An 8,125-nucleotide genomic window follows, 5' to 3' on the forward strand; every position below is an offset into this window, starting at 1 on the left:
GATCTTGGTCAATTCCCGGGGACAACCGCCCGGCTGTGGACAACTCCGCCACTCACACGGGTGATAGGAGCCGATGCCCGGAGCCCCGGAGCAACGTTCACCGCGGCGAAATCACAACTCCCAGCAGCCCGGGCCCCGTATGCGCCCCGATCACCGCCCCGACCTCGCTGACATGCAGATCGGCCAGCCCGGTCAACCGTGTCCGCAGCCGGTCGGCGAGGGCCGACGCCCGGTCCGGGGCGGCGAGATGGTGGACGGCGACATCGACCTGCGCGCTGCCCGCCCGGTCGGCCGCGATCTCCTCGAGGCGGGCGATCGCCTTGGACGCGGTCCGCACCTTCTCCAGCGGTTCGATGCGGCCGTCGGCCAGTTGCAGCAGCGGCTTCACCGCGAGCGCCGAACCCAGCAGGGCCTGCGCGGCGCCGATACGGCCGCCGCGGCGCAGGTAGTCGAGGGTGTCGACGTAGAAGTAGGCGGACGTGCCCGCGGCCCTCTTCTCCGCGGCCGTGACGGCCTCGTCCACCGTGCCGCCCGACTCCGCGGCCTCCGTCGCGGCGAGCGCGCAGAACCCGAGCGCCATCGCGATCATGCCGGTGTCCACCACCCGCACCGGCACCGGCGCCTGCCGCGCGGCCACGACGGCCGCGTCGTAGGTTCCGGAGAGTTCGGCGGAGAGGTGCAGGGAGACGATGCCGGTGGCGCCGGACTCGGCGACCTTGCGGTACGTCTCCTCGAAGACCGCGGGGCTGGGCCGAGAGGTCGTCACGGGTCGCCGCTTCTGCAAAGCCTGGGCGAGAGCACGGGTCGAGATCTCGGTGCCCTCTTCGAGTGCCCGGTCACCGAGGACCACCGTCAGGGGCACCGCTGTGATGCCGTGGCGCTCCATCGCCCGGGCCGGCAGGTAGGCCGTTGAATCGGTGACGATCGCGACATGGCGGGACATGAGCTGGAGGTTACCTGCCGTAGCGCCCGTGCGGCAGCCCGGCCCCCGTGCCCCGCGGCGCGAGTGGCCGGATCAAGTAGTGCTCTCGGGGCGGGCCTTCTTCTGCCAGGAATAGGTGGGGCGCGGTCCCGGCGGGGTGATGGCCGGCCGGTCCTGCTCCTGCTCAGGGCTCGGCTGCGGGGATTCCGGCCAGGTCTGCCCGGCTGTGGCGGCATCGGCGGCGGGCGCTTCGGGCCACGGCTGGGAGGCCGACTCGGACTCCGGCGTCGTCCAGTGCCGCAGCGCCCCGGCCTCCACGTCGATCTGGGCGCTGAGCGTGTCCAGGTCGTCTTCGGCGAAGCGGCGGGCCCGGTCGCGGGCCGCCCAGCGCAGCGCGTCCGCGGACTCTGTGATGCGTCCGGTGCGCTCGCGCAGCTCGGGCAGCCGCTGGGTCAGCGCGCCGCGGTCCGGCTCGGCCTCCAGGCGCTTCAGTTCGTCGTCCAGCTCATGGCCGTGCGCACTGAGCCGTTCGAAGAGACCGATGGACTCCTTGATGGACACGTCCTCGGCGACGGCCGCGTGCAGCGCGTCCTGGGTGGCACGCATCGAGGTGCGCAGCCTCAGCCGAAGCTGCGCGAGTTCACCCGCGGCGCCGGGCTGGGCGAAGGACTTGGCCCGCAGGGTGTGGTCCTCGACGGTGCGACGGGCCTGGGTGAGGCCGCGGTCCACGCCACGCTTGGCGGCACCTACCACCTTCACCGTCGCGTAGACGCCGAGCCCGAGAAAGAGTACGAAAAGCAGGGCGAATACTGCGATCACTGCTTCCACCGGCTCCTCCTCAGGGCATCGCGGCACACCTCACGTCGCTCTTCAACGGTAAACGCAACAGGCAGGTCCGGAGTTCCGGAAGAACCCCGAACCTGCCCGTAGGGGAGCACCCCGATGGAGGCCTGTCAGGCCCCGCGTCTACGCCGGGACGATGTTCACCAGCTTCGGTGCCCGCACGATCACCTTCCGGATCCCGGCCCCGCCCAGCGCGGCGACGACCTTCTCGTCCGCCAGGGCGACCTTCTCCAGCTCGTCGTCGGAGATGGCAGGCGAGACCTCCAGCCGCGCCTTGACCTTGCCCTTGATCTGCACGACGCACGTCACGGTCTCGTCGACCACGTACTCCGGGTCGGCCACCGGGAAGTCATGGTGCACCACCGAGCCCGCGTGCCCCAGCCTGCGCCACAGCTCCTCGGCGGCGTGCGGGGCCAGCGGGGCGATCATCAGCACCAGGGCCTCGGCGACCGGACGCGAGACCGCGCCGCCCGCCTTGGTCAGATGGTTGTTCAGCTCGGTGACCTTGGCGATGGCGGTGTTGAACCGCATGCCCTCCAGGTCACCGCGCACCCCGTCGATCGCCTTGTGCAGGGCGCGCAGCGTCTCCTCATCCGGCTCGGCGTCGACGACCGTCACCTCACCGGTCGTCTCGTCGACGACGTTGCGCCACAGCCGCTGCAGCAGCCGGAACTGGCCGACCACCGCGCGCGTGTCCCACGGCCGGGAGACGTCCAGCGGGCCCATCGCCATCTCGTACAGGCGCAGCGTGTCGGCTCCGTACTCGGCGCAGATCTCGTCCGGGGTGACGGCGTTCTTCAGCGACTTGCCCATCTTGCCCAGCAGACGGGTGACCTTCTCGTCCTGGTAGTAGTACGCGCCGTCGCGCTCCTCCACCTCGGCGGCCGGCACCGCGATGCCACGGCTGTCGCGGTAGACGTAGGCCTGGATCATGCCCTGGTTGAACAGCTTGTGGAACGGCTCGGCCGAGGAGACGTGCCCCAGGTCGTACAGCACCTTGGACCAGAAGCGCGCGTACAGCAGGTGCAGTACGGCGTGCTCGGCGCCGCCGACGTACAGGTCGACACCGCCGTGCGGCTGGCCCTCGCGCGGGCCCATCCAGTACTGCTCGATCTCCGGGTCGACCAGCCGCTCGCTGTTGTGCGGGTCCAGGTAACGCAGCTCGTACCAGCAGGAACCGGCCCAGTTGGGCATGGTGTTGGTCTCGCGGCGGAACTTGCGCGGGCCACGGCCGTCGCCCAGGTCCAGCGTGACGTTGACCCAGTCCTCGTTGCGGGACAGCGGCGTCTCGGGCTGGGTGTCGGCGTCGTCCGCGTCGAACGTGCGGGGCGAGTAGTCCTCGACCTCGGGCAGTTCCAGGGGCAGCATCGACTCGGGCAGCGCGTGGGCGATGCCGTCCTCGTCGTAGGCGATCGGGAACGGCTCGCCCCAGTAGCGCTGGCGGCTGAACAGCCAGTCGCGCAGCCGGAAGTTGACGGTGCCCTCGCCGACGCCGGACCGCTCCAGCCACTCGGTGATGCGCGCCTTGGCCTCGGCGACGCCCAGGCCGTCCAGGCTGATGTCGTCGTTCGACGAGTTGATGATCTTCGCGTCGTACGACCCGAAGGCGTTCTCCCAGGTCGAGGTGTCCGTGCCACGGCCGTCGGTCGGCTCGACGATGCAGTGGATCGGCAGCTCGAAGGCGCGCGCGAACTCGAAGTCGCGCTGGTCGCCGGCCGGGACGGCCATGATCGCGCCGGTGCCGTAGCCCATCAGCACGTAGTCGGCGATGAAGACCGGGACCTGCTCGCCGTTGACCGGGTTGGTCGCGTACGCGCCGATGAAGACGCCGGTCTTGTCCTTGGCCTCGGCCTGCCGCTCCACGTCGGACTTCGAGGCGGCCTGCGCGCGGTAGGCGCTGACGGCCTCACCGGGGGTCGCGTGGCCGCCGGTCCACACCTGGTGGGTGCCCTCCGGCCAGGCGGCCGGGGTGAACTTCTCGACCAGCGGGTGCTCGGGGGCCAGCACCATGTAGGTGGCGCCGAACAGGGTGTCGGGGCGGGTGGTGAAGACCGTGATGTTCTCGCCGTCGATGGGGAAGTCGACGCGGGCGCCCTCGGAGCGGCCGATCCAGTTGCGCTGCTGCAGCTTGATGGCCTCGGGCCAGTCCAGCTCGTTCAGGTCGTCCAGCAGCCGGTCGGCGTAGGCGGTGATGCGCATGTTCCACTGGCGCAGCTTGGCCTTGAAGACCGGGAAGTTGCCGCGCTCGGAGCGGCCGTCGGCGGTGACCTCCTCGTTGGCCAGCACGGTGCCCAGCCCGGGACACCAGTTGACCGGCGCGTCGGAGGCGTAGGCCAGCCGGAACTCGCCCAGCACGTCGGCCTGCTCGGCGGCGCTCAGCTCGCTCCACGCGCGCGTGTGTCCCGGAACGGGCCGCTCACCGGAGGCGAACAGCTCGATCAGCTCGGCGATCGGGCGGGCCCGCCCGGCGTCGTGGTCGTACCAGGAGTTGAAGATCTGCAGGAAGATCCACTGGGTCCACTTGTAGTAGTCCGGGTCGATCGTGGCGAACGACCGGCGCTTGTCGTGGCCCAGGCCCAGCCGGCGCAGCTGGGACTTCATGTTCTCCATGTTGGCTTCGGTGGACACGCGCGGGTGCGTGCCTGTCTGCACCGCGTACTGCTCGGCGGGCAGGCCGAAGGCGTCGAAGCCCAGGGTGTGCAGGACGTTGTGGCCGGTCATCCGCTGGAAGCGGGCGAACACGTCCGTGGCGATGTAGCCCAGGGGGTGACCGACATGCAGGCCCGCACCGGAGGGGTACGGGAACATGTCCATGATGAACTTCTTGGGCTTGGCGACGGTCTCCGGCTCGCCCGCCAGGTCACCCTTGGGGTTGGGCGCGCCGTAGGTGTTGTCGACGTCCCAGAAGTCCTGCCAGCGTGCCTCGATCTCGGCTGCCATGGCGGCCGTGTAGCGGTGCGGCGCCGCCACCTCGGCGGCGGCAGCGGGGTTCGTCTCGCTCATGATCCTCAAAGCTCCATCGATCGTCTCTGCCTGCGGCTGTGGGTTCGAGAAACGAAAAATCCCCTCACACAGGAGGGGACGCCGCGCCGATTCCGGCCACTCGACTCGTCCGGTGGCCGGGACTGATCAGCGCGGCCCGCTAAGCAGAAGGCGTACGGCACGCATGGCGATAGGGTACCGCAGGCCCTCAGCGCGCCGCGACGCGCTTCCGGAGGGCCGTTCGGTGCCCGAAAAGCTGAACCAGGGTCAAAGGTTACTCCGCGTAATAGTCACTAAGGGACATCACAACATCCATATTGTCCTTTGATAACAACGCAATAACTCAAACCTCGTACCCATCGGTATGGCTCCGCTTAGAGTGCGGCAGCGGGACCGCTTTCCCGAACCGCTCGGAGTTGCCCCCATGAACCCTCATCGCAGTAACGCCTCGCTACCCCCGGTCGCCGGGATGTGGGGAGGCAGGCCGTGAATCCGTACGACTCCACGGCGGACGACTCGTTCGCCGAGTTCCTCAACTTCGGCGCCGGCGTGCTGTCCCTCGTGTGCCTCTCCTGCTCGGTGATCTGGGGACTCGTCGCCCAGGACCGGATCCTGCTCGACGCGCGCAGGCGCATCCTGGCGCAGGCCGTGCACCGGACCACGGCCGTCGCCTCGATCGTCTTCCTCCTGGTCCACATCGGGGTGAAGCTGGCGCTGGACCACACCTCGTGGGTCGCCGCCGTGGTCCCCTTCGGGCTGCTCCTGACCGAGGACGAGACCGTCACGGGCAGGTCGTTCCTCATCGGCCTCGGCACCGTGGCCAGCATGCTCATGATCTTCGTGGGCGTCACCGGCGTACTGCGCAACCGCTTCGCCTCCCCCGCACCCGTCGCGGCCCGCTGGCGGGCCATGCACATGCTGGCCTACCCGGCCTGGTGCGCCGCCCTGGTCCACGGGCTCTACGCGGGTCGCGCGGCCAAGCCGATCTTCGTCATCCTGTACTGCCTGTCCCTGGTCGCGGTGGCCGGCGCCCTCGCCCTGCGCGCCGCTCCGCGCCCGGTCAAGCGCAAGGTCGCCGACAAGTTCGCCAGCCTCATAGGCCCCGGGGAGCCCTCGGCCCGCAGGGACCTGGAGGAGAGCCGGGCCCGGGCGGCCGGCGGCTCCACGCTGCCCGGCTACGAAAGCCGGGCCGCGCCCCGGGGAGCCGCGGCGTCCCCGTCGGGCCCGCTGTACGAGAAGGCGGAACGCCCCGCGGCCAGGGAGCCCGCCAACGGATTCGCGGCCGCCTACCGTGCCGTCTCCGGCCCTCCCCCGGGCCAGCAGGCCTTCGCGCCGGGGCCGAGCAATCGCATGGAGCTGCCGCTGGACATGCAGCCCACCCAGAGCATGCCGCTCGTGGACGGCCCCTCCAGCACCTCGGGCAACTGGCCGATCCCGTCCCCGCCCCCGGTCGGCGAGGCCCCGCCGTCGGCCTACGACCCGCTCCAGGACACGGGCTTCAACATCCCGCCCTACGACCCCATGCAGGACACCGGACAAAGCATCCCGGCTTATGGCAATCCAGGCGCCGCCGGCTATGGATCGAGTGACGTGTACGACACGGGTGAGTCGAACGCCGCCTTCGACACGTACTACCCGAACGACACGTACAACAGCGGTCCCGCCACTGAAACACTGCCCGGTGCGTCCTACGACTTCGACGCACCGGGATCGGGCGAACCTTGGAACACGCCTTCCGGAGGCTTTAAGTGAACGAGGCTCTGCCCGACGTACCCGAAGTCCGCGTGGTCGGGCTTCCTCAGCTCACGTCGGGCTTCGACCTTGTCGATCGGCTCGATCTGCCCATGCATCTGAAGGTGCACGGGCCGCTCGAGCCGATGGGCGGCGAGCAGCTCGCGCAACTCGCCGAACGCATCAACCTGAAGGGCCGCGGCGGCGCGGGCTTCCCCTTCCACAAAAAGCTGCGCTCGGTCGCCGAGTCGGCGATCAAGCGCGGCATCCGGCCGGTCGTCGTCGTGAACGGAAGCGAGGACGAGCCGGCCTGCCGCAAGGACACGGTGCTGATCAACCGTGCCCCGCATCTGATCCTGGACGGCGCGCTGCTGTGCGCGGAAGCTCTGGGTGCCCGCACGCTCGTGGTGGGGGTCACCCGTGAGTCGACACAGCGCTCCATGGAAGCGGCGCTCGCCGAACGCGGCCTCAACAACGGCCGCCGGTCGGCACTACGCGCGCGTGTGCAGCGCAATCCGGTCCGTATGGTCACCGGTGCCGCCGCGTCGCTGATCCGTTCGATCGACGGCGGCCCGGCCGTTCCACCGGGCCGCAAGGTCAGCGCCTCGCAGAACGGCGTCGGAGGCGCCCCCACGCTGCTGTCCAACGCCGAGACCTTCGCCCAGCTCGCCATCGCCGCCCGCATCGGCCCGGAGCGCTACGGCAACACCGGCCTGTACGACGAGCCGGGCACCGTCATGCTCACGGTCTCCGGGGCGGTGGCCCGCCCCATGGTGATCGAGGTCCCGACGGGCGTCCCGCTGCGCTACGTCCTGCAGCTCGCCGGCGCACCGCCGGTGCCGCAGGGCGTGCTCACCGGCGGCTACCACGGCAAGTGGATCGACGCGGCGACGGTCAACGAGGCGATCGTCTCCCGCAACTCCCTGGACGCGGTGGGCGGTGCGCTCGGCGCCGGAGCGATTCTGCCGATCACTCAGGACACCTGCCCGCTGGGCGAGTCGCTGCGGGTCGCCCAGTGGCTGGCCGAGGAGAGCGCGGGCCAGTGCGGCCCCTGCTACCTCGGCCTGCCGGCCGCCGCACGCGGCTTGGAGGACATCCTCAACGGCGGCGGACCGGCCGCCCTGGAGGCGGTCAAGCAGGTCGCCAAGAACGTGAAGCGGCGCGGCGCCTGCTCGCACCCGGACGGCTCCGCGATGTTCCTCGAGTCGACCATCAAGGCGTTCACGGACGACCTGGCCGCCCATGTCCTCGGCAACGGCTGCGGCAGGCCCGTGGAGGGCGTGCTGCCGCTCTTCGAGGGCGGCAGGGCCCCGACGGGCATCCCGGGCGGCGCCGAGTCCGAGGAGAACGGCCCCAGCCGCCAGAAGATCTACGTCGACTGGACGCTGTGCCGGGGCCACGGCCTGTGCGCGGACATCCTCCCCGAGGTGTTCCAGCTCGGCGCCGACGGCTTCCCCACCGTGGCACAGGCACAGGTGCCGCGGTACGCCGAGGCCAAGGCTCTACGCGCGGTGCGCCGCTGCCCGGCGCTGGCCCTGCGCCTGGAGGAGGACACGCGCTCCCAGGGCGCGCCGTCGTCCCGCAACCTCCCGGTCCTCTCCCAGGGCCGCGGACGGCGCGCTCTCGGCCGCTGAGCAGACGTATGGC

The 8,125-nt window shown here is 70.5% G+C and carries 5 protein-coding genes; 2 read left to right on the top strand and 3 right to left on the bottom strand.

Annotation, left to right across the window (positions count from 1 at the left end; genetic code table 11):
* Positions 1 to 97: 97 nt before the first annotated feature.
* The 3 genes from ACFTZL_RS08170 to leuS form a co-directional block, all read right to left on the bottom strand.
* Positions 98 to 943: a DegV family protein gene (locus tag ACFTZL_RS08170; protein ID WP_382579603.1), complete on the bottom strand. Its 846-nt coding sequence runs from the start codon at positions 941 to 943 to the stop codon at positions 98 to 100.
* A 72-nt stretch (positions 944 to 1,015) separates the two neighbouring features.
* Positions 1,016 to 1,750, bottom strand: a complete 735-nt coding sequence (locus ACFTZL_RS08175; protein WP_382579605.1) for a hypothetical protein — start codon at positions 1,748 to 1,750, stop codon at positions 1,016 to 1,018.
* A 138-nt stretch (positions 1,751 to 1,888) separates the two neighbouring features.
* Positions 1,889 to 4,768, bottom strand: a complete 2,880-nt coding sequence (gene leuS / locus ACFTZL_RS08180; protein ID WP_382579607.1) for a leucine--tRNA ligase — start codon at positions 4,766 to 4,768, stop codon at positions 1,889 to 1,891.
* A gap of 465 nt (positions 4,769 to 5,233) precedes the next feature.
* Here leuS and ACFTZL_RS08185 point away from each other — a divergent pair, with 465 nt between their 5' ends.
* Positions 5,234 to 6,499 (top strand): cytochrome b/b6 domain-containing protein, encoded by a 1,266-nt coding sequence (locus ACFTZL_RS08185; RefSeq protein WP_382579609.1) that lies wholly within the window; start codon positions 5,234 to 5,236, stop codon positions 6,497 to 6,499.
* Positions 6,496 to 8,112 (top strand): NADH-ubiquinone oxidoreductase-F iron-sulfur binding region domain-containing protein, encoded by a 1,617-nt coding sequence (locus ACFTZL_RS08190; protein WP_382579611.1) that lies wholly within the window; start codon positions 6,496 to 6,498, stop codon positions 8,110 to 8,112. The genes ACFTZL_RS08185 and ACFTZL_RS08190 overlap by 4 nt, the downstream gene beginning before the upstream one ends.
* Positions 8,113 to 8,125 lie beyond the last annotated feature (13 nt).

This window comes from Streptomyces sp. NPDC056948 (assembly GCF_042674225.1).
GTDB classification, from domain to species: Bacteria; Actinomycetota; Actinomycetes; order Streptomycetales; family Streptomycetaceae; genus Streptomyces; species Streptomyces purpurascens.

Excerpts from the sequence above, each read along its gene's own strand:
- ACFTZL_RS08170 (WP_382579603.1), bottom strand. The coding sequence starts at position 943 with ATGTCCCGCCATGTCGCGATCGTCACCGATTCAACGGCCTACCTGCCG.
- leuS (WP_382579607.1), bottom strand. The coding sequence starts at position 4,768 with ATGAGCGAGACGAACCCCGCTGCCGCCGCCGAGGTGGCGGCGCCGCAC.